Raw genomic sequence first — 18,691 nt, forward strand, 5'->3', positions numbered from 1 at the left:
TCTTGCGGCCGGGTTGGCGGGTCTGGGTTGGCGGCGCGTCCGGGGAGACGGACGCGCCGCTGGGATCCCGCGCCTACCGGATCAGTTGTCGGGGATGAGCATGAAGGCGCGGGGCGAGGCGGTGCCCACGATGACGCCGTCGTCGTTGATCGCGTTGGCGCTGTACAGGACGGTCCCCTTGGGCAGGTTGGCGGTGACCTTGTTCAGGTCGGTCATCCTGCCGTTCTCCCAGATGAAGGCGCGCCGCCCGGCTCCGCTGGAGGAGTCGGTGTCGGAGATGCCGACGATCTGGCCCTTGTTGTTGACCCCGCCCGCGAAGCTCGCCCGGCCGCCGAGGGTGCCGAGATCGGTGATCTTCCCGTCGGTCCAGCGGACGGCGTGCGTGTATCCGGTGAACTTCTGCGAGTCGCCGACGACCACGCCGTGGTCGTTGACGTCCGTGGCGCCGGTGCGGGCCAGCCGCCGCCCAGGGTGCCGAGGTCCTTGACCGTGCCGTTCTCCCAGATGACGGCGTGCTTGGCCCCGGACTTCGTCACCGCGGTGCCGACGACCTGCCCGTCGTCGTTGATCGCCGCGGCCTCGCTCTCGGTGCCGTAGGAGGCGCCGCCCAGGCCGGGCAGGGTGCGCATGGCGCCGCCGGCGTCCCACACCGCGGCGCGGGACGGCTCCCCGCTACCCCGGAACACCCCGGCCGCACTCTCGGCCTGGTTGATGTCGACGGCGTTGGCAACGGCGGCGCCGCCGTAGGGGGCGCTGAGGTCGACTAGTTCGCCCCGGTACACCACGGCGTGCGGGGGCTGGTTCGAGGCGCCGCTGTGGGCGCTGCCGACGATGCTGCCGGCATCGTTGACGCCCACGCGGTGACCATGGGAAGCCCGCCGATCTCACCGTCCTGCCACACGACGCCGTTGTCGGACGACCCGACCACGATGCGGGCGGCGTTGGCGTCGTTGGCGATGCTGGACGCGTAGCCGGGCTCGGACCCGAGATCGACATAGGTGTAGGTGGTCTGCTGGTCGGCGTGGGCGGGCGCGGCGGCCATGGTCCCGGCCAGTGCGGCCACCATGGCGGCCACGACGGAGCGGCGGGTGAAACGGGAAATGGACATGTCCACGATCATGGTGTCGGCCAAGGCGTTTCGGTCGCCCGAAACCCTTACCGGGGCCTTAGGGGCAGGCTGCCGGGTCATGCGCATGCTGCACCTTGGGCTACGGGTCAGCGACCTGGAGCGCCGAGATCCACCTGGGATGACGGCCGCCGACCTGGCCTGAGCAGTGTGCTCGGGAAAATGCGATGCGCTGCTCACGGCATCTTGGCCAGACTCGCAGCCATGACAGCCGAGATCACCCGCATCAATCCCGAGTCGCTGCACCAGACGCCCGGTTACCACCACATCACCGTCGTGGAGGCCGGGCGGACGGCCTACCTGGCGGGACAGTGCCCCCTCGACCCGGACGGTTCCGTCGTAGGCCCCGGATCCATCGAAGCGCAGGTCGATCAGATCGTCGCGAACGCGCTCGCCGCCCTCGCGGCGGTGAACGCCCGGCCGCAACACGTGGTGCGCTCGGTGATCTACGTGCGGAGCGACGCCCGGGACGACCTGAGCACCGCGTGGAGCCGGCTCACCGCCTCCGCCCTCGGACCAGCGTTCACGTCCGCCAGCACCCTCCTGGGCGTCGCGCAACTCGGCTTCCCAGACCAGCTCGTCGAGGTGGACCTCACCGCCGCCCTGCCCGCCTGACCCCTTTGGGCGTGGTGGCACGGGGTCGAGCAAGCTCCCCGTCAGCCGTATGACGGGAGACCGTCCAGGTCGCCGTCGGGTAGAGGTGCCCCATCGCCCGCGCCCGCAACTGCCGCCGCCGCGAGGCCAGTCAGGCCGCCATCAGCGCCGCCAGGGCGCGGTCCATCGCGGCGTTGAACTCTTCTGGCGTCAGCGGCAGCCGGGACTTGACGTCCCGGCTCCACTGGTCGGCGAGGACCTCGGCGGAGCCCGCCTCGACACCGTCGAGCGCCGCGTCGGCCAGATCCGACGGCGTGATCTTGTCCACGGGCCAGCCCGCGGCCATGTCGGTGTCGGCCAGGCCGAGGTGCACTGCTGTCACGAGCGTGCCCTGCTCGGCGAGTTCCAGGCGGACGCCGTTGGTCATGGCCCAGGCGGCGGCCTTGGTCAGGTGGTAGGCATTGGAGCCCTTGCCCCCGAACCACGACATGGCGGAGAGGACGTTGACGATCGCACCCCCGCCGTTCCCGGCGAGCGCCGGCGCGAACTCGCGGATTATTCCCAGGTGCCCGAACACGTTGGTCTCCAGCTCGTGCCGTACCGCGTCCAGCGAACCGGTCACCAGGTCGGTCCCCGTCTGGATCCCGGCATTGTTGATGAGCAGTGAGACGTCCGGGACGGCCTCGGCGGCGGCCTTCACGGATGCGGGATCGGTGATATCGAGGGGCAGCACCTCGACCCCGGGCAGGTCCACGGTCTCCGGCCGGCGGGCCGTCGCGTAGACCTTGCGGGCGCCCCGTTCGAGCAGGCGCTGGGCGAAGGCGCGGCCCAGGCCGCGGTTGGCTCCGGTGACAAGGGCGACCGAGTTGTTGATGTCCATGCCGGTACACTAAAACCTGACGTTAACGTCAGAGGCAAGTGCCGGCCATCAGGGCCTGGAGGAGGAATCACCATGACCGTCGGGCAGGCCGCGGGCGAGCGGCTGATTCGCATCGGCGAGGTGGCACGGGGTGCCGGTGTCTCAGTACGCGCCGTGCGCTACTACGAGCAGCAGGGGCTGCTCATCGCGGAGCGCAGCCCATCAGGCCAGCGCCTCTACCGGCAGGACGCCATCCCTCGGGTTCGCTTCTTCCAGCAGATGTTCGCCGCCGGTCTGACCAGCCGAAGGATCGCGGAACTCCTTCCGTGCTGGAACTCTGGGCATACCGACGCCGAGCAACGAGCCATGCTGCGGGCCGAGCGCGATCGCATCCAGGCCAAGGTCGACGACCTGCAGGATGCCCTGGACCGCCTCGACGAGGTCATCACGATCACAGACACGCACCCGTAAGCGCGGTCGGTCGGACGTCGCACCAGCGATCTACGGCTGGAGTACTCAGCGCTCCCACCATCCTCGTTCTGCTTTCCGATAGGCGTCACTCGCAACAGCGCCAGTGGCCGATGCAAAGTCCGAATCTTCATGTCGGAACGAGTTTCACAGCGCCATTGTATGCAGAATCGTCCGTATCACGCCCGATTTCCCTGCCGGCCAATGTTGCTGCCGATTCGTCTCAGAACCGCCGAGCCGACGACGAGCCGCCACGGGTCTTTGGTGATCTGGTGGCTTGCTCGGCGGAGACCTTGCCTGACCTGTGCGGACGGAGTGATCGGGCGGTGCAGCCGGGTGGCGGGTGCCCGGCATCCGACGGCGCCGGTGTCCCGGTCTGGTAGACGCTCTACCGGACCGGGGCGCCGGGGCCGTCACACCGTGAGACTTAGTGTGCCGTTCACGGTGAGGTGCAGGTAGGGCTGGGCGATGAGGCCGTACCAGTGGCCGTGAAGCCGACCTGGACGGACGCGCCGGGGGCGAGTACGCCGTTCCACGTCGTGTTGGTGACGGTGGCGGTGGATCCGCTGGTGGTCAGCGTGCCGTTCCAGAGTTGGTTGATCGAAACGCCGCTGGGCAGCGAGAAGGTCAGCTTCCAGCCGTTGATAGCCGAGGTTCCGGCGGTGACGGAGACCTGACCTTGGAAGCCGCCCTCCCAGGAGTTCACCGTCAGGTAGGTCGCCGTACAGGCGTCACCGCCCGGCGGGGGAGTCGGAGTTTGCGAGGGACTGGACGAGGCAGGCGGATCGGGCGCGGTGCTCGCGAGGTCGTAGGCGAGGTCGGGGATGAAGGATCCGGCCGCGTAGGCGCAGCCGTCCGCCTCACCTGGCGGCTTGACCCACAGGTAGCCGTCGATGTTCTGGTCGCCGGTGTTGATAGTCGGGTAGGTGCCGATGCGGTGGTCGGTGTTGTCGTCGCCGCACCAGTCGCCCTGGGCACCGACGGCCCCGCCGTTGCGGCTGGTGTCGATGACCTGGTGTTTGCCGGAAATACCCTGGGACTGCAGGTAAGAGATGATCGACCGGCCGTACGCCGCCTCGTTCGACAACGGCTGGAAGTTCGACACGTTGGTGAAGAAGCCGTCGGCGTACTGGACACCGGCGGCCTTCAGCCGGCCGCCTTGCTCGGTGGCGGAGTTCCAGGCCGAGTGGCCGCCGTCGAGATAGACCTTCACGTTCGGGTCGGCGCCCTTGATCGTCTGTACCGCCTGGGTGAGCGCCTGGTTGCGCGCCGCGAGTTCGGAGCCGTCCAGGCAGGTCTGCAGCGCGAGCGCGTCGGTCTCCAGAATGACGATGACCGCACGGCCGCCCAGACCCTGCGCGAACTTCGTGATCCACTGCTGGTACTGGCCGAGGTCGGGGGCGCCGCCGGCGCTGGCGCCGCCGCAGTCGCGGTTGGTGATTTCGTACACCGAGAGTACGGGAGTCTGGTTCACCGCGCTCGCCGCGTTGACGAACGAGGAGACCTCCGATGTCACGGTGTCCGGCTTGAACACCGACATCCAGCGCGCCTGCGGCTGGCTGGCGATCCTGTCGCGGATGACAGGGGTCCGTGCTTCGTTCGGGTTGGCCGCGACCCATCGGACGACCTGCGAGTCCGGATCGCGGTAGAGCGTGCCGGACAGCGTGCCGGCGATCGCCCGGCCGTCGACGACCAGGCCGGCGGCGGCGAGACAGGCGACGGCGATGGCGGCGATCACCGCTCGCCAGCGGCTGTCACCCCGCGGATGATCGGACATGACCCGTCCTTTCCGTATGAGGCGTCGATGAATGCCAGGGCGGCGCCTCCGACCGATCCTGGGGGCAGCCCGCCATACGCGGTGATGATCCACCGGCCATCTCAATGATCGGCCACTTCTCCTACGCCGGAATGGGCGCTGCGTGGCACTCATCGGCGGCATGCAGGTATGACGCATTCGTGCATGTGACGTGTATACCTGCAAGACGCACGACTGCCCAGAACGATGTGGAAGCGCCATGAAATGTACTGGTGACACGCGTGAAACACATGAAATCCGGCGATGAACGATCCGGTGAACTCACCCTGTCGCTGCCAGCGCCGTCGCAGATCCCTCTCCGCCGGCCTCAGGTACTACATTCGCAGATGGACCGTTGATTGGCGGTACCTTCGCCGGGACGACCGGCGCCGAGATCGTCGCGATCTCCGAGCGCAACGGCGCCTCGGGGATCTGGCTCGCCCTGGAGTCCTGGCATCGGCGCCGCCACCCTCGCTCCGTACGGGGTGGTCGGGATCGGTTATCCCGCCTTGGCCACGGCCGGTGCCGTCACGATGCGGCGCGGGGACTTCCCTAGCACGGGTGACGCGTTGTTGGTCGGCTGGATCGGCAAGGCCGCATTTGCCGTGTACGGTGTCGCGCTGACCATTGCCGCCCGCTCGTACTGGCGACGAAACCGTCCCCCTGGTCTACTGCCCGTTCACACAGAGCGGATCGGTCTAGAGCCCGCCTCCCGTAAAGCTGGGGTGCCTTGATCACCCTGCTGGTTCCGGGGTGACCGAAGGCGACACCGTGCTGGTCTCCGGCGTGACCGGCGGGGTCGGTGCGCTCGCGGTGCAGTTGGCCGTCGCCCGCGGCGCGCGCGTCATCGCCACCGCCTGTCCCGGCGCGGAGGCCGACTTCGTCACCGGCCTGACCGGTGCCGAGGTGCGGGCGGTCGACTACACCGGCGACCTGAAGGGGCAGGTCCGCGCCGTCGCTCCCGAGGGCGTGGACGTGGTGCTGCACTTGGCGGGCGACGGTGCCCGAGTGGGTCGGGCACGCGGATGTCCGCTGCCGAGGTGCCCGGCGGCACTTCGGTGCGCGTCCTAGCCCTATGCCGGGTTGTTCTGCAGCTTGCGCCGTTCCCGGCGGTTGGGGTGGCGGATGACCACTCCTGCCGCGCCGCCGGACCCCGTGAGCCGGATCAGCGGGGTGCCTGGGAGCCGGTCGGAAGTGGTCTTGTCCTTCAGGCCGCCGAGGCCGGGATCCATGCCGGCGGTGTCCGCGGCCCAGCCGTCGGGGATGACGATCGTGACACCCGCCGCCTCCCCGTACGCCTCCACCGCGACCTCGGCGAGACGGCACTCGACCCGGGTGAAGTCGATCTTCACACCCGCCAGACCTCCGTGCGCGATCACCCGCTCGGGAACCTCCCAGCGCCCGGGGCCGCGAGACGCGCCGTGCAGGCCGCCCTTGAGCACCAGCGGCAACCGTTCGACGGGGGCGTCCGGCTTCGGCAAGTCGGCGGTCAGGACGGCCAACTCGGCGTGAGTCTTGGAGTGCAACGCCTGCTCCACGCGCGAATCCAGCTCATCGAGATCGATGCGCCCCTCGGCCGCCGCATCGCGCAACCGCTCCACCACCGCCTCCCGATCGGCATGAGAAGCGCGAAGCTCGCCTGACGAAGCAGGACGCGGAGACGACTCCGGGGGCTGGGCAGTCATGGCCACAAGAATAAGCGGCCAGCGGACGAGACCGCCCAGCTCGAACCGGACGTCACCCCTACCGCCGGGCCGCATCGCCGAGCCACCCGAACGCAGCGGCCCTCCAGCCAGAGCTGCCCGTCCGCGGCCGGGCCTACTGCTGCTTGAGGTCGGTCAGGAGTGCGCGGAATACGGTGGGGCCGAGGAGGATTATGGGTCCGTCCGGGTCTTTGGAGTCCCGCACGCCGACACCCTTGGTCAGGGCAGCCAGTTCGACGCAGGCACCACCGTGGTCGTTGCTTCGCCGGGACTTGCGCCAGGTCAGATCGTCCATCGGTCCATCGCCTTTCGTATGAAGTCGTGGGAGTCGCTGACACTCAATGCGTGCGCCTGCAACTCCGCGAACCCGCCGACGGTGGTCAAGATATCCCTTGGGTCGTCAGTTGTGACTCCTCCGGTGGATGTCTCGAGAGAAGCCAACTCTTCCCCAGTTGCCTGGCTGGCGATGTTGAACGAGCCGGAGACGCCGGGGTAGTACGCGATCGGGGCTATCTGGATGGTGATGTTGTCCCGTTCCGACATCCTCAGCAGATGTTCGCACTGGTCCCGCATCACCTCCGGTCCGCCCACCTCCCGCATGAGCACGCTCTCCTCCATGACCACTATGAGCTTCGGCGGCGACTCGCGGGAGAGTATCTGCTGGCGTCTGAGTCGCCCATCGAGGGTGGCCTCGTTGGGGAGGAGGACGCGGGCGTACTCCGGGGTCTGTAGAAGCCCGGTCACGAATGTTGCCTCGTAGGCGCGTAGGAGTTCGGCCGTGGCTTCGGCCTGGGTGTAGTCGGCGAAGAACTTCGGGTAGTTGGCGGTGCGGAGGTGCTTGGTCCAGGCCGTCGTGAGTTGCTCGCCCGTGCCCAGTGCCTGGTCCAGACGTTGGGCGAAATCCTTGCGGCAGCGCGTGTTGCCGCTCTCGACCTGCGAGATGTACGAGGGCGTGACCGCTACCCGGTTGGCGAGTTCCGTACGGGTGATGTTCGCCTCTTCTCGCAGGTGTCTGACCTCTGCACCGAAAGCCTTGAGGGCGGGGGATGGCTTGCGCTTGGCCATGGCGGGGGGACCTCCAGCAGATCTGAACCGTTTTTAAGTGGTCTTAAGTCCTCGGTGTGCGGTTCGGAGCTTGCATAGTCAGATTACTCCTCGGAGTGGATTCTGTGCGTTGAGTCACGAAACTCGGAGGTGATCGTTTCATGCAGGAGCCCGCGGAGATCGTTGTCCCGGTTCGGGGCGAGTCGATCAAGGTGGCCCGGGACTGGGTCGGGGACGTTCTGGAGAAGTGGGTCCAGGACGCTTACGTGGCGAAGGTCGTGGTGTCGGAACTCGTGACGAACGTCCTGCGGCACACCGGCAGCACCACGGCGAGGGTGCGGCTCGTTCAGGCGGACAAGGGGACGGTCATGGAGGTCTTCGACTCGTCCGACGTCCTGCCGGTCGCCGCCTCGGCGGAACTGCTGAGCGAGGACGGTCGCAGGCTGGCGATGCTGGGTGCGCTCGTCAAGGAGTGGGGTGCCCAGCCGCTCGGAGGTGGCGGCAAGGCGGTGTGGGCGCTCCTGCCCGAGGGGCCCGTGTGAACGAGGCCCAGCTGCTGGCCGATCTGCGTAGACGCTTTCCCGGGTGGGTCGTCTGGATGGACAGCGGTATGTGGCGGGTGGCTGGGCGACGTCTCATCATGGCCTCGTCGCCGGATCTGCTGGCGGCGGCGATGAACGGTGAAACCCAGTTCCCGGACGAACTCACCGCGCGGCGAGTGCGAGTGTGCGCACTGTGACAGCGGCCGGCGACCGTGATCGGCCCGCATCGGCCATGGTGTGGGAGGCGGCCGTATGGCCGCGTTGCGGGGTTCGCCAACGAGCCGCTCGAGACCGGGTTGGTGCCGGACCCGTGTCAGCCGTTCAGTACTTCGATCACCGGCAGCGTTCCGTCGATCCGCGCTCCCGCCGACTCCGGAGGGATCGCCTTGTTATCCCGCAGGGTTCTGGTCACCTTCATCGGTGCATGCGGTGTCACCAGATACTTGCCGGGTGGCAGGAGGTCGTGATCTGGAAGAACGATCCTGGACGTGGTCGTCCAACGGCTTATGTTGGCGCATTCCGCCTGGACGAACGGCTGCTGTTCGCCGACCGTGTCGCTGCGAGCGGGGAGAATGATGGCATCCGTTGTCTTCTGGGGGATGCCGTTCTGCTTGGCCGGTGGGATGCGGTAAAAGGCGATGTAGTCCGAGCTTTGGACATCGAGTTGGTCCTGACCGAGTCCTATCGCCCAGTCGTACCCATGGGTCTTCGGCAGCTTTGGGTCGGGTCCGAAGCATTGACGTTCACCGCTCGGGGTGTAGTAGAGGCCTCCGGGAGTGCGTCCTCGGAACTCCTCGACGAGGCGTACTTCGGTGCCGGTCTTGGCCCTGGCCGGGGTGAGCGAATACTTGAAGTCGATGTACGGGGTCTCGGAGGCGGGCAGGTAGGACTGCCCGAGGAGCACGCCCGGCTTGGTGAAGTACGCGTGGACTCCGGCGTGGCTCGTCCCGCCCACGCTCGGGCCGGGCCAGAGCAGCCATGCCGCGATCACGCCGCCCACGCCGGCGACTACGATTCCGGTGGCGCCCTTCGCCCCGCCGATCTTGCTCAAGAAGCCCTTGGACGCAGAGGCGCCGGTTTTCGCCATGACGTCCACCGAGGTGGCGCTCTGCGCGAGGCCGGTAGAAATGTGGCCGACCGCCATAGATGCCGCGGCGCCCGTTGCGGACGCGCCAGGGGCCAGGAGGGTGCCGCCGAGCATTGCCAGCGGGACGGCCGTCACGACGGTCGCGGCGACCGCGCCGAGTGCGAGGAAACCCCGCCGTTCCCAATCGGGTCCATAAGCCCGTGCAGCGACCGATTCCAACTCGCTGACGAACTCGTACGCGTTCCAGATCCGATCACTTGGTCTTTTCGCCAGACCTCGTCGGACTAGAGGACGCAATGGCTCGGGGACGCTCTCGAACGCTGTGAAGCCTTCGTCATGTGCGGTCTTCAGTTCGGCGAGAGTCGTGCCGCTGAAAGGTTTCTTGCCCGTGATGCATTCGACGAACACGCACGTTGCCGAGTAAAGGTCGGTCGCCGGAGTGGCGGGTTCGCCCGCCCATTGCTCCGGGGACATGTAGGCGGGCGTCCCGGCTTGGCCGCCCTGCCCGGTGAGAACGGCGATGCCGAAGTCGATGAGCTTGCTCTGCCCGTTGTCCTGGACGAGCACATTCCCCGGCTTGTAGTCGCGGTGGACGACCTTTACAGCATGGGCTGCCGCCAAGCCGAGCAGTGAGCCCTTTAGTATCGCTAAAGCGGCCTCGGGGGTCAGCGCCCCTTCATGCTCGTCCAGTACCTTGCGAAGCGCGCGTCCAGGCACCGCCTCCAAGATGATCGCCGCACCCCATGGCGACTCCAGATAGTCGAGTAATCGCGCCACGTGCGGGTTGTTCACCCGCTTGAGCATCTGGGCCTCTGCTCGGAAGACACTTCTCGCGGCCGTGTTGCCGAGAAAATCGGGGGACAGGTATTTGATCGCGACTGGTCCGCCGCCGGACTCGTGCCGGGCGAGTACGACCTCGCCTTGGGCCCCCGTTCCCAACTCCGCGAGCTCGACGAACCCTGGCAGCCGATGTTCGCGGTGTGTCACTGGCCCGTGTTGGTCTGGATCTCGCTGACGACCAGTGGTGTGGGCTCCGAGGAGATGGGGCGTTGCCCCAGATCGTCACCAGGGCCGTCACAGTCATCACCCTCACATGTCCAGCTGACGTTCCAGGTGATGGTCGCGGTGATCAAGTATTTTCCACCCGGCTTCCTGGCGGAGGACTGCTTGTAGGTGTAGTTGCAGGACTTGCCGTCCTTGCTGCCGGCGCTCTTGCAGGTGAACTCGTCTTCGCCCATGTTCCATCTGACTGAAACGGGCTTCGCCGTCGCCTGGACCGTCTGGTCGCCCGCGCTCACCGGCTCCGTTTGCACGACGTCGAAGTTGTCCACCCACAGAGCTGTCCGAACACGCACATATGTCTTCCCGTTCGGTGCGGTGTGCACTACGGGAACGGGGAAGCCCTTGGTGGTGAGGGCCTCGTCGACGAGTTGCAACGTGGTCGGCGGTGCCTGGGCCGGTGGTGCATTACCGCCTGGGCCGTTGACGGCGTCCACCGCCTCGTTGTCGGTCAGCCCCTCTGGGGCGGGTGGCGCGACAGGCCCGGAAACGCCGCCTCCTCCGCCCGTCCCGCCGCCTCCACCCGTGGTGATGGTCTTGCTTGTCTTCGGGTTGCAGTACAGCTTCTTTGAGGCTCCGCAATCATCGGCTAGGGCTGGGACGGCGGCCAGAGCAGGCGCGATGAGAGCCGCAGCGATGACCATGCAGGAGGCCGCACGGCGTCGAGTGGGTGGGTTGGGAGGCATGGTCGGTCCTTCCCTGCCTGCCTTCAGCATGTCTTGTCCTGGGCGGTCGCCGCGGCCTTCCACACGCCGGAGTCGTACTGGAGGGTCGTCCGCTGGAGGCGGGCCACGCCCGGTCCACCATCGAGTCTCTCGCCGGTCTTCGCGGAGTAGCGGTAGGCGGCGAGGGTCCGGATGCAGTCGATGACGTAGACCTTCGTGCTGTCCTTGGAGCGGGCGTAGACGCGAGGGTTGAAGGTGTTCGTGAAGCGCAAGATGACGCCCTTGGCCTTGGTGGCCTGCACGTCGTTGGTGACCTCAGTGAGGAGGGGGTCCATGGCGACGTCGGCCAAACCGGACGGGTCGTTGGCGTCGTAGGCCTTCTTGTAGGCGTCCTGGTAGGCGCGATACCGCTGGAGAACGGTCTTGTAGAGCTCCGCCGTCGGGATGGCAGAGGGGGCGACTGCGGCCGGGGCGGGGGCGGCGGTGGCGGTGTCGAACGAGCCGTTCGGGGCGAACTCCCCGTTCGAGGACGAGCCGGACGAGCCGCAGCCGGCGACCGCGCACACGGCGGCCGCCGTGACGAGCACGGAGGCGGCGCGGGGCGACCCGAGCGTGGAGGTACGTACCAACCGGGCGCGCATCGTCTTCCTTGAGCGGCAGCCGACAACGGGGGCAGAACTCGCGCGAAAGCTTACAGAGCCTCGTGTGGTGAGAAAAGGGATTCGTTGCGAACGAGTTGACCTCGACCTTGCTTGAGGTAGCAGTCTGGGGGAGCTACCGCTGATCGGAGGGGGTTCACATGCGTGCGGTGTGGCTGAAGGAGTTCGGTGGGCCGGAGGTGCTCGTCCCTGGGGAGGCGCCGGATCCGGTGCCTGGTGAGGGCCGGGCGCTCATCGAGGTCGAGTTCGTCAACATCACGTTCGTCGAGACGCAGATGCGGGCGGGGACTGGTCCGGCGCCGGTGAGGCTGGAGCCGCCCGTCATCCCCGGCAACGGGGTCGGCGGCGTGGTGACGGCGGTCGGTGCCGGAGTGGACGAAGAACTCGTCGGACGGCGGGTCGTCAGCAGCACCGGCGGCACGGGCGCCTACGCGGAGAAGGTGGCCGTTGACGCGAAGGGGCTGTTCGACGTCCCGGACGGCCTGGCGCTCGATGACGCGGTCGCGCTGCTCGCCGACGGCAGAACGGCGACGATGATGCTGAGTGCGGCCGACCCGCGTCCGGGGGAGCGGGTGCTGGTGGAGGCGGCGGCCGGCGGGGTCGGGACGCTGCTCGTGCAGTTGGCGAAGGCCCGCGGGACGACGGTCGTCGCGGCGGCCGGGGGCGCGCACAAGACCGAGATGCCGTTGCGCCTCGGCGCGGACGAGGCGGTCGACTACCGCGAGCCTGACTGGGCCGGGAAGGCTGGACGGGTGGACGTCGTCTTCGACGGGGTCGGCGGCGACGTGGCGCGCGAGGCGTTCACCCTGCTCCGGCCCAACGGGCGCATGGTCAGCTTCGGGCTGGCGTCCGGTGAGTGGGCGAGCATCCCGGAGGAGCAGGCGGCCGAACGAGAGGTAACGCTCGTCCGTCCCACGGCCACGCCAGAGCAGCTCCGCGAGTTCACCATCAGCGCGCTCGACGAGGCGGCACAGGGACGGCTCCGGCCCGTCATCGGCCAGCGCTTCCCCCTCGAAGGCGCCGCCGACGCGCACCGGGCCATCGAGTCGCGCTCCACCGTCGGCAAGACGCTGCTGGAGGTCCGCCGCGCCTGACGGTCCGCCGCGCCTGACGGGCCGGCTGCCTGACGGGCCGGCCGCCTAACCGATCCTCTTCAGGAAGGATCCCAGGTTGCGTTCGTAGGCGGACGGGTCGACGTTCCACGATTCGGTGTGGTCGCCCGGTGTGGAGATGTGCGTGACCATGCCGGGCGGGGACGTCCTGGCGAACGTGTAGGCGGGGCCGTTGGCGACGGTGGCGTCGTCGTTCGTCGTGAACATGAGGACGGGCGTGCGCAGCCGGGGCGCGAAACGGCGCTGGTCGTAGTCGGTGAGGTTGATGCCGATGCGCCATTCGAGGACCTGCTTGGCCACGTCCGTCATGAAGCCGGGCAGGTTGCGGGCGTCGCCCTGCTTGTCGAGGGTGGCGCTCCAGTCCAGGACGGGGGAGTCGAGGACGATGCCCCGCACGAACGACGGGTCCTTCCGCAGGGCCGTCATGGCCATCGCGCCGCCCATCGACCATCCGTACAGGACGACACCGGTCGCGCCGTGTGCGCGCGCGTAGCCCATCGCGGAGATGACGTCCTGCCACTCCGTGTCGCCCAGATGGTTCTTCCGGTCGCCGGACGAAGGCGCGCCCACGTCGTTCCGGTAGGCGATGGACAGCATCGGCAGACCCATCTCGTGCACGGGCCGCATGACACGGAACGTCTCCGCCTTGTCCGCGTTCCGTCCGTGGACGGCGATGACCCACGTCCCCTTATAGGACGACCCCGGGATCAGCCACGCAGGCATCGGCCCCACCCGGGACGGATACGTGACGTCCTCGAAGGGCAACTCCAAAGCCGTCCTGGGGTCGCCGTCGTACATCCAGTGGTCGATGGCCGCCGGTGCGCCCTTCCGCAGCGAACCCGAGACGACCGACGTCACCTTCCGCACCACGTGGTCACGGTCGCCGCCGACGACGGGGCCGAGCAGAGCCCGCCCGCCCTTCCAGACCAGCGCCCACGTTCCGGGACGTTCCGTCACCGGCGCGCGGGGGAGCGTGACGGTGCCGTCCGTCGTGTCCACGATGGTCAGCGGGTACTCGGCGGAGTGGTCGACCTCGATCGCGACCCCCGCGAAATACCAGCCGACCCCGCCGACGGCCGCGAACAGCAGCACGGCGAACGCGGCGAACGCCGCCATCAGCGGGCGGGCACGGCGGCGGCGCCGCGCGCGGACCGGCGGCTCGGGCGACGTCGGGGCCGGTGACTCTGGGGCTTCGGTCGACACGACATACGAAGTTAGCTTCTCCCAGGGACCGCGAAAGCCCGGGTCACCCCGCGGTGCGGTTCACCTGCCGGGCAGGTGCCATCGAGGAGGCCCGGGAGATGCTCACCGACGTACAAATCGGGCACTTGACCAGCGCGTGGTCAGGCGCTCCCGATCGCCGCCACCAGCCCGAGCGCCAGCAGCATGTCGAGGTGGACGACCGTCTCCAGCTTCGCGCCCGGCGGAACGTCCGGGTCGGCGGCGAGCCGGTCGAGGACGGCGAGTGCGCCAGGTGCGTCCAGATCGTCGGCCAGGGCCGTCTCCGCCCGGTTCGCGTACTCCCGGCTCATGGGGCGGCCGGGGGACGTCGCCCACTCGGCGACCCTGCCGCGCCACGCGTCCAGCCGCTCTCCCGCGGCCGTCAGCCGCGCGTCCGACAGGTCCACGGGCTCCTGGTACGGGACCTCCAGCATCGCCAGCCGCGCGGTCAGCGCGTCCGGCGGCCTCCCGCCGGTCTCGGCGGGGACGACCAGGCACCGCGCGTCCACGGGCTCACCGGCCGTGATGTAGAGGTCGGCGTCCGCCAGCGGCTCGCCGAGGACCTCGACCGACGCGACGCTGTAGTCCGCGTAGTCGCCGCCCGCGGCGAGCGGAGTGCTCGCCAGCCGGACGTGGCGCCCCGCCCGCTGCGCGACGCGCCGCAGCAGGTCGGCGACCACCAGCGTCCGGTACCCGGGGCCGGGAAGGACCTGGACCCGCAGACCCGGCCCGGCCGGCAAGGGCTCGGCCCGGCCCGCCCGATGGTCGTACAACCGCAGCATGCCTCCACACTAGGCGCCCGGACCGCCGAAGGACCCGGCGGGTCAGAGGGGGCGGTCGGTGGCCAGGGGGCCGAACGGGGTCGGGGCGGCGCCGTCCGAGCGGCGGACGGCGGCGAACCGCAGCCGCACGTAGTCGGCGACCCACCCGGACTCGCGGCGCAGCGCCGGCGCGGCCAGGTCGTTGACCCGGTCGAGCAGCGGGTCGACCAGCTCCGGCGGGACGTCGGCGAGCGCGCGCGCCGCGTAGGCGCGGACCCAGTCGGCGGCGCCGTTCGGGCCCTCGGTCATCCGGGTCGGGCGGTCGGCGTGCTCCAGCAGCCGCAGCGTGAACCCGGCCTCCTCCAGCTTGGTCGCGTACGCGGCCGGGGACGGGAAGTACCAGGGCAGCTCGGGTTCGCCGAGGCCGAACACCCGCCACGCCGTCTGCATCGCGACGATCAGCTCGGCGCAGTTTCCGGCGCCGCCCATCTCGCCGACGAACCGGCCGCCGGGGCGCAGCGCCGCGTGCACCCGCCCGATGACGGCGTCGGGGTCGCGGGTCATCCAGTGCAGGGCCGCGTTGGAGGCGACCGCGTCGAAGGACTCGCCGACCGTGAAGTCGTGGGCGTCGCCGACGATGAAGGACAGCCCCGGGTGCATGGCCGCCGCCTGCGCGACCATGTCGGGGCTGCCGTCGATGCCCAGCACCTCGGCGCCCTGCTCTGCGATCTCCGCGCTGAACATCCCGGTGCCGCACCCGAGGTCGATGACCCGTTCGCCGGGTTGCGGATCGAGCAGGTCGACCAGGGGCGCACCGTGCGCGGAGACGTACCCGAAGGCGGAGTCGTACGTCGTCACGGCCCAATTCACTGTCATAATTTATCGGAGAAAGTCCTGTAGGGAGGCGGTGTTGCGAATGGCGGACGTCACGTCCGAGGTCCGGATCGTCGGCGCCGCGGGGCCCGGCGGCCTGACCCTGCGCACCATCGGGCTGGCCGCGCGCGGCCTCCCCGAGTTGCGCGCCGAGGCCCTGCCGCCCTACCTCGGGGACGGCTGGGCGCGGGTCCTCGGCGCCCTGGCGCGGCGCCTCGCGGCCACCGGCGAGCCCCCCGCCGAGATCGCCCCCGGGATTGAGATCAATTTCACGACGGCGGCGGACGGCGCGCTCGTCCCCGTCCCGCCCCGGGGCCGCGAGCCGGCCGAGTGGCGCCGGGACGTCCTCCTCCGCCTCTTCCCCGAGGCCCTCGTCTGAAGAACCGTTCTAGAATCGGGTTCTGTCCAGCGGGAGAGGGGTTCGCCAGGTGCCGTACAGGGAGATCGAGTACGAGGTTCGCGACGGGATCGCCACCGTCACGCTGAACCGTCCGCAGAAGATGAACGCCTACACGTTCACCATGCGCAACGAGATGCTCGACGTGTTCGACCGGATCGACGCCGACGACGACGTGCGCGCGGTCGTGGTGACCGGCGCGGGCCGCGCGTTCTGCGCGGGCGCCGACCTGAGCGGCGGCGGCGACACCTTCGACAAGGAGAAGTCGAGGGACATGTTCGCCGGGGAGGACGACGTCCTGGAGGACGGCACCCCGCGCGACGGCGGCGGCACGGTCGCGCTGCGCATCGCCCGCTGCCTCAAGCCCGTCATCGGCGCGTTCAACGGCGCCGCGGTCGGCGTCGGCGTCACCATGACCCTCCCGATGGACGTCCGGCTCGCCAGCGACACGGCCAAGTTCGGGTTCGTGTTCGCGCGGCGCGGCATCGTCACCGAGGCCGCGTCCAGCTGGTTCCTGCCGCGCCTCGTCGGCATCGCGCAGGCGATGGAGTGGGCCGCGACCGGCCGCGTGTTCGACGCGCGGGAGGCCCTCGCCGGGCGCCTCGTCTCCCGCGTCTACGCGCCGGACGAGCTGCTCCCCGCCGCCTACGCCCTCGCCCGCGAGATCGCCGACAACACCTCGGCCGTCTCGGTCGCCGCGATCCGGCGGCTGATGTGGTCGGGCCTGTCCGCACCGTCGCCGTGGGACGCGCACGCCGCCGACTCCCGACTCATGGCCTCCCTCGGCGGCGCCGCCGACGCGATCGAGGGCGTGTCGTCCTTCCTGGAGAAGCGCGACGCGTCCTTCCCGATGCGCGTCAGCAAGGACCTCCCGCCCGAGGTCCCCGACTGGCCCGTCCGCTGACGCCCGCCGGCCCGGCCGGCGGCCCGCTCAGGGCCGCTGCCCGGGCCGGCCGACGACGCCCGTCGCCTCCAGCGCCGTGTCGATGAGCACCTCCCCGGCGGGGACGAGCCTGGGCTCCAGGCGCGGCTTCGGCTTCGACCTCGCCACTTCCGGCGAGTACGGGATGTACTGCTTCGTCGTGGTCACGTCACGCCTGCCCAGATACGTGTAGGACCCGGACGCGATCACGACCTCCGTGCGGATCCCGTCCTCGCCGGTGCGGACGAGGGCCACTCCGGGACGTCCCAGCGCGTCCCTGGCGTCCTCCCGTACCGCGACGCCGGGGATCTGCCCGATGCCGCGGAAGATGGAGGCACGCGCCGGCTCAGGCATCGGCACCTCGTGCGCCAGGAAGCCCGCGAGCCGCCTGAACACCCACTGGTCCCGCCCTTCGGGGAACCCGCGCTCGCCCGCGCCCGTCTCGGCAGCGTACTTGTGGGCCTGCGCCCGCATTGTGGCCAGCAGCTGCTCCGGGATCTTCGGCAGGGTGGGGAGGTAGACGTTCCACTGCAGCGGGGTCCGCTCCTCGCTATCCCCACCGGTATTAACGTAGCCCTCGTCCTCGATCTTTAGCTTTGGGGCGCCCTCCGGCCCGGTGTAGTAGGCGCTCTCCAGCCCGTCGAAACGTGTCCAGGTCTCCTGATGCACCTCGTATTCGGGCGCACGCCGGCCGGCCTGCCCATGGAAGACCTTCCGGTAGACCCACTGGTGGTTCCCGGGACGGTAGTCGGACCGCCGCTCGATGATCTGGGCGGCGCGCTCCGTGAACGCGGTGGCGCCCAGAGGTTGCGCGGCGGTCGGCGGACGCCCGCCGTCCCCCGGCGGCCCGTCGCCCACGACGGCGATCACGCCCGGCACACCGAGTGCGGCGACCGCGGTGCCGGCCGCGGCGAGCCGCCACGCCGGGACACGCCACGCCGGGACGCGCAGGGCCCGCCGCCGCTTGGACGCCTCCCGCAGCAGCCGCGCGCGGCCCGGCGCGAGACGGGCGCGGTCGGCGGCCGGGACCTCGCCGCGGAAAGCGCGAAGCTCACGAAGCTCATCAAGGTCGTTCATTCCGTCTCCTCCTGGACGATGCCGGTCGGGTCGGATCCGCCCAGCGCCTCCCGCACCTTGCGCCGGGCCCGGTTCAGCCGGGACCGCACCGTCCCCAGCGGGATGGACAGCGCCTCGGCGACCTGCTGGTAGGACAGGTCGGCCCACGCCACGAGCAGCAGTACGTCCCGGTCCCCGGCCGGCAGTTTCGCCAGGGCGCCCGCGAGTTCCCGCGAGCAGGCCGCTGCGCTGACCCGTGCGTCCGCTCCCTCGATGGAGTCGGTGACCGGGTCGGTGCCCGTCCGGGCCAGCGCCCGCAGCATCCGCGACTCTGATCTGCGGTGCTTGCCGACCAGGTTGGCGGCGATCCCGTACAGCCATGGGAGGGCGTCCGGCCGTGCCGGGTCGTAGCGCTCCCTCCGGCGGAAGGCCGCGAGGAACGTCTCGGCCACCACGTCGTCGGCCGCCTCGTCGCCGAGGCGCCGCCGCACGTAGCGGTGGATGGACGGCGCATGGCGGTCGTACAGCTCGGCGAACGCCTCGGGCTCGCCCCGGGACCGCTCGATCAGCGCCGCGTCGTCCTCCGTTCGCGCAGCGTCCTCGGCGTCCTCCGCCGGCGCCTCCCGTGGGCTCGCGGTCATGCGGCTCCGTCCTGTGCGGTTCCCGTCCGGTCGCCGTGCGGACATCGCACGGTCACCCGTCTTCACCCGCATCTCCGTACAGAGTTCACGCTTCGGGAATGTCAGCG

General features: G+C 69.6%; 23 protein-coding genes and 1 pseudogene. 8 read left to right on the forward strand and 16 right to left on the reverse strand.

What is annotated here, in order from left to right:
- Window positions 1-81: 81 nt before the first annotated feature.
- From ABZ806_RS29870 to ABZ806_RS29880, 3 genes and pseudogenes are all read right to left on the reverse strand, one after another.
- Window positions 82-504 (reverse strand): DUF3466 family protein, encoded by a 423-nt coding sequence (locus ABZ806_RS29870; protein WP_500220805.1) that lies wholly within the window; start codon window positions 502-504, stop codon window positions 82-84.
- Window positions 474-629 (reverse strand): annotated as a pseudogene (locus tag ABZ806_RS29875) (hypothetical protein); the annotation flags it as partial. The pseudogene ABZ806_RS29875 and the gene ABZ806_RS29870, both read right to left, overlap by 31 nt.
- A gap of 134 nt (window positions 630-763) precedes the next feature.
- Window positions 764-1,108 (reverse strand): hypothetical protein, encoded by a 345-nt coding sequence (locus tag ABZ806_RS29880; RefSeq protein ID WP_500220755.1) that lies wholly within the window; start codon window positions 1,106-1,108, stop codon window positions 764-766.
- 222 nt (window positions 1,109-1,330) lie between these two features.
- On the opposite strand from ABZ806_RS29880, the gene ABZ806_RS29885 reads away from it, so the two are divergent.
- On the forward strand, window positions 1,331-1,741 hold the full coding sequence (locus tag ABZ806_RS29885; protein ID WP_500220756.1) for a RidA family protein: 411 nt from the start codon (window positions 1,331-1,333) through the stop codon (window positions 1,739-1,741).
- 130 nt (window positions 1,742-1,871) lie between these two features.
- Here ABZ806_RS29885 and ABZ806_RS29890 read toward each other — a convergent pair whose 3' ends face one another.
- Entirely contained in the window at window positions 1,872-2,600 is a 729-nt protein-coding gene (locus ABZ806_RS29890) for an SDR family oxidoreductase (protein WP_500220757.1), read from the reverse strand.
- Window positions 2,601-2,672: 72 nt separating this feature from the next.
- On the opposite strand from ABZ806_RS29890, the gene ABZ806_RS29895 reads away from it, so the two are divergent.
- Window positions 2,673-3,050: a MerR family transcriptional regulator gene (locus tag ABZ806_RS29895; RefSeq protein WP_500220758.1), complete on the forward strand. Its 378-nt coding sequence runs from the start codon at window positions 2,673-2,675 to the stop codon at window positions 3,048-3,050.
- 436 nt (window positions 3,051-3,486) lie between these two features.
- Here ABZ806_RS29895 and ABZ806_RS29900 read toward each other — a convergent pair whose 3' ends face one another.
- Window positions 3,487-4,785 (reverse strand): glycoside hydrolase family 6 protein, encoded by a 1,299-nt coding sequence (locus ABZ806_RS29900; RefSeq protein WP_500220759.1) that lies wholly within the window; start codon window positions 4,783-4,785, stop codon window positions 3,487-3,489.
- Window positions 4,786-5,595: 810 nt separating this feature from the next.
- Here ABZ806_RS29900 and ABZ806_RS29905 point away from each other — a divergent pair.
- Window positions 5,596-5,913: a zinc-binding dehydrogenase gene (locus ABZ806_RS29905; RefSeq protein WP_500220760.1), complete on the forward strand. Its 318-nt coding sequence runs from the start codon at window positions 5,596-5,598 to the stop codon at window positions 5,911-5,913.
- A 2-nt stretch (window positions 5,914-5,915) separates the two neighbouring features.
- Here ABZ806_RS29905 and ABZ806_RS29910 read toward each other — a convergent pair whose 3' ends face one another.
- The 3 genes from ABZ806_RS29910 to ABZ806_RS29920 all read right to left on the reverse strand — a co-directional run bounded on the left by ABZ806_RS29910 (window position 5,916) and on the right by ABZ806_RS29920 (window position 7,610).
- The gene (locus ABZ806_RS29910; protein ID WP_500220761.1) at window positions 5,916-6,527 is read right to left on the reverse strand and encodes a DUF1707 SHOCT-like domain-containing protein; all 612 of its coding nucleotides are present in this window, start codon (window positions 6,525-6,527) and stop codon (window positions 5,916-5,918) included.
- A 133-nt stretch (window positions 6,528-6,660) separates the two neighbouring features.
- The gene (locus tag ABZ806_RS29915; RefSeq protein WP_500220762.1) at window positions 6,661-6,840 is read right to left on the reverse strand and encodes a DUF397 domain-containing protein; all 180 of its coding nucleotides are present in this window, start codon (window positions 6,838-6,840) and stop codon (window positions 6,661-6,663) included.
- On the reverse strand, window positions 6,828-7,610 hold the full coding sequence (locus tag ABZ806_RS29920; RefSeq protein WP_500220763.1) for a helix-turn-helix domain-containing protein: 783 nt from the start codon (window positions 7,608-7,610) through the stop codon (window positions 6,828-6,830). Before ABZ806_RS29920 ends, ABZ806_RS29915 begins: the two co-directional genes overlap by 13 nt.
- 140 nt (window positions 7,611-7,750) lie before the next feature.
- Between ABZ806_RS29920 and ABZ806_RS29925 the strand changes: the two genes are divergently transcribed.
- Window positions 7,751-8,131 carry an ATP-binding protein gene (locus tag ABZ806_RS29925; protein WP_500220764.1) on the forward strand — a complete coding sequence of 127 codons (381 nt, stop codon included), beginning with the start codon at window positions 7,751-7,753 and terminating at the stop codon, window positions 8,129-8,131.
- Window positions 8,128-8,328, forward strand: a complete 201-nt coding sequence (locus ABZ806_RS29930; RefSeq protein WP_500220765.1) for a hypothetical protein — start codon at window positions 8,128-8,130, stop codon at window positions 8,326-8,328. Before ABZ806_RS29925 ends, ABZ806_RS29930 begins: the two co-directional genes overlap by 4 nt.
- Before the next feature lie 116 nt (window positions 8,329-8,444).
- Here the strand turns inward: ABZ806_RS29930 and ABZ806_RS29935 are convergent, their stop codons facing one another.
- The 3 genes from ABZ806_RS29935 to ABZ806_RS29945 are packed head-to-tail and all read right to left on the reverse strand — an operon-like array spanning window position 8,445 to window position 11,583.
- Window positions 8,445-10,205 (reverse strand): serine/threonine-protein kinase, encoded by a 1,761-nt coding sequence (locus ABZ806_RS29935; RefSeq protein ID WP_500220766.1) that lies wholly within the window; start codon window positions 10,203-10,205, stop codon window positions 8,445-8,447.
- Window positions 10,202-10,993 carry a hypothetical protein gene (locus tag ABZ806_RS29940; protein WP_500220767.1) on the reverse strand — a complete coding sequence of 264 codons (792 nt, stop codon included), beginning with the start codon at window positions 10,991-10,993 and terminating at the stop codon, window positions 10,202-10,204. Before ABZ806_RS29940 ends, ABZ806_RS29935 begins: the two co-directional genes overlap by 4 nt.
- Window positions 10,987-11,583: a hypothetical protein gene (locus ABZ806_RS29945; protein ID WP_500220768.1), complete on the reverse strand. Its 597-nt coding sequence runs from the start codon at window positions 11,581-11,583 to the stop codon at window positions 10,987-10,989. Before ABZ806_RS29945 ends, ABZ806_RS29940 begins: the two co-directional genes overlap by 7 nt.
- A 158-nt stretch (window positions 11,584-11,741) precedes the next feature.
- Between ABZ806_RS29945 and ABZ806_RS29950 the strand changes: the two genes are divergently transcribed.
- Window positions 11,742-12,695 (forward strand): zinc-binding dehydrogenase, encoded by a 954-nt coding sequence (locus tag ABZ806_RS29950; RefSeq protein WP_500220769.1) that lies wholly within the window; start codon window positions 11,742-11,744, stop codon window positions 12,693-12,695.
- Window positions 12,696-12,740: 45 nt separating this feature from the next.
- Here the strand turns inward: ABZ806_RS29950 and ABZ806_RS29955 are convergent, their stop codons facing one another.
- The 3 genes from ABZ806_RS29955 to ABZ806_RS29965 all read right to left on the reverse strand — a co-directional run bounded on the left by ABZ806_RS29955 (window position 12,741) and on the right by ABZ806_RS29965 (window position 15,553).
- The gene (locus tag ABZ806_RS29955; protein WP_500220770.1) at window positions 12,741-13,916 is read right to left on the reverse strand and encodes an alpha/beta hydrolase family protein; all 1,176 of its coding nucleotides are present in this window, start codon (window positions 13,914-13,916) and stop codon (window positions 12,741-12,743) included.
- 140 nt (window positions 13,917-14,056) lie between these two features.
- Window positions 14,057-14,716, reverse strand: a complete 660-nt coding sequence (locus tag ABZ806_RS29960) for a hypothetical protein (protein WP_500220771.1) — start codon at window positions 14,714-14,716, stop codon at window positions 14,057-14,059.
- A 42-nt stretch (window positions 14,717-14,758) separates the two neighbouring features.
- Window positions 14,759-15,553, reverse strand: coding sequence for a class I SAM-dependent methyltransferase (locus ABZ806_RS29965; RefSeq protein ID WP_500220772.1), 795 nt, complete (start codon window positions 15,551-15,553; stop codon window positions 14,759-14,761).
- A gap of 58 nt (window positions 15,554-15,611) precedes the next feature.
- Here ABZ806_RS29965 and ABZ806_RS29970 point away from each other — a divergent pair, with 58 nt between their 5' ends.
- Together ABZ806_RS29970 and ABZ806_RS29975 are read left to right on the forward strand one after the other, a co-directional pair.
- The gene (locus tag ABZ806_RS29970; protein WP_500220773.1) at window positions 15,612-15,947 is read left to right on the forward strand and encodes a hypothetical protein; all 336 of its coding nucleotides are present in this window, start codon (window positions 15,612-15,614) and stop codon (window positions 15,945-15,947) included.
- Between the two features lie 49 nt (window positions 15,948-15,996).
- The gene (locus ABZ806_RS29975) at window positions 15,997-16,869 is read left to right on the forward strand and encodes a crotonase/enoyl-CoA hydratase family protein (RefSeq protein ID WP_500220774.1); all 873 of its coding nucleotides are present in this window, start codon (window positions 15,997-15,999) and stop codon (window positions 16,867-16,869) included.
- 27 nt (window positions 16,870-16,896) lie between these two features.
- On the opposite strand, the gene ABZ806_RS29980 is transcribed toward ABZ806_RS29975, so the two are convergent.
- Together ABZ806_RS29980 and ABZ806_RS29985 are read right to left on the reverse strand one after the other, a co-directional pair.
- Complete coding sequence (locus tag ABZ806_RS29980) at window positions 16,897-17,964, reverse strand: CU044_5270 family protein (RefSeq protein WP_500220775.1); 1,068 nt, start codon at window positions 17,962-17,964, stop codon at window positions 16,897-16,899.
- Window positions 17,961-18,584: an RNA polymerase sigma factor gene (locus ABZ806_RS29985; protein ID WP_500220776.1), complete on the reverse strand. Its 624-nt coding sequence runs from the start codon at window positions 18,582-18,584 to the stop codon at window positions 17,961-17,963. Before ABZ806_RS29985 ends, ABZ806_RS29980 begins: the two co-directional genes overlap by 4 nt.
- Window positions 18,585-18,691: the final 107 nt, after the last annotated feature.

Origin of the sequence: Spirillospora sp. NPDC047418 (genome assembly GCF_040643275.1) — a bacterium.
Classification (GTDB): Bacteria; Actinomycetota; Actinomycetes; order Streptosporangiales; family Streptosporangiaceae; genus Spirillospora.